2 protein-coding genes are annotated in these 1,164 nt (G+C 59.2%); one reads left to right on the plus strand and one right to left on the minus strand.

The features are described 5' to 3' along the window. A partial coding sequence (locus tag BN2476_RS44320; protein WP_143811241.1) for a TetR/AcrR family transcriptional regulator occupies positions 1 to 167 on the minus strand: 167 nt, incomplete at its 3' end. Positions 168 to 435: 268 nt separating this feature from the next. Between BN2476_RS44320 and BN2476_RS44325 the strand changes: the two genes are divergently transcribed. Further along, entirely contained in the window at positions 436 to 1,098 is a 663-nt protein-coding gene (locus BN2476_RS44325; protein ID WP_087740412.1) for a DUF3313 domain-containing protein, read from the plus strand. The last annotated feature ends 66 nt before the right edge of the window (positions 1,099 to 1,164 follow it).

Here is a 1,164-nt window from a genome sequence, read left to right on the forward strand (position 1 = left end):
ACGCCATTCTTGGTACGGAACTGATGCAGCAACCCGCCCTTGCTGATCCCGCTCTCGCGCGACAGCGAATCGAACGTGAGCCCACCCACGCCTTCATGCGTGAGAATCGTCAGCGCGGCTTCGATGGCCTTCTTGCGGGTATTTTCCGAACGGGTCTGGTTATCCATATCATAAAAAGTGTCGTCATTCGAGCCGATCAGCCACCTGTTTGCCAAAGCCGTGGCCGCGAAAGCCCAACACACCAATCACTGAAAAGCCTGAAGCAGCATATCGCCCGAACCGGGAAAGCGAGATTGTACGCTCGACATCGCACTCAAAAACAAACCGGATAGACGGTTTACATCCGGAATGGACGGTGCTACGCTTCGGCCACGTCGCATTTCGCACGAATTGCAACGTCGCCGACATCTGACATCCACTCGCAAGGAACGAGAAATGCCCGCCATGAGACCCGCCCTGCTGCTTTTCGTCAGCGCGCTAACGCTTGCCCTGACGGCATGTTCGGGCGTGCAGCCCGTTGCCTACTCGGGCATTTCGTCATCGCCGCAACTGAAGCAGAACAGGGACGAAGACGCGGCAAAAGTGCCTTACAGGTATGCCGCTCCCGTCGTCTGGTCGCGTTACACGCAGGTCATGATCGACCCGGTTGTCGTGTATCGGGGCAGTGACAACCAGTTCGCCGATATGCCGGAGGACGACAAGGCCGCGCTCGCAGATTACATGGGCAAGACGTTTGCGGCGAAGCTCGCGAAGCATTTCGAAATCGCCAGCCAGCCTTCGCCTGCAACCTTGCGCGTCAAACTCACGCTGACGGGCGCGGAAAAGACCACTGCGCTCGTCGGACAGGCGATGCACTTCGATATCGCGGGGAACCTCTACAACGGCGTCCAGGCGATCCGCGGCGGCAAGGGCGCGTTCAGCGGCTCGGTGACATACGCCGTTGAGGTGTACGACAGTTCCAACAATCGCCTTTTGCGGGCGTACGTGTCGAAGCAATATCCGAACGCGATGAATCTGCCCGCTGCATTCGGATCGCTCAGCGCGGCCAGAACCGGACTCGACAAGGGTGCCGACGCCCTCGCCGCCCAACTGCAATAAAAGCCTTCCGAGCCAGATGGGCGACGCGTCGCAAGGCAAGGGTTCGCATCGCAAGGATGTGTCCAC

This window comes from Paraburkholderia piptadeniae, from assembly GCF_900007165.1.
GTDB lineage: Bacteria > Pseudomonadota > Gammaproteobacteria > Burkholderiales > Burkholderiaceae > Paraburkholderia > Paraburkholderia piptadeniae.

Bases quoted from the DNA above. Each gene is read 5' to 3' on its own strand.
- BN2476_RS44325 (WP_087740412.1), top strand. From the start codon at position 436: ATGCCCGCCATGAGACCCGCCCTGCTGCTTTTCGTCAGCGCGCTAACG.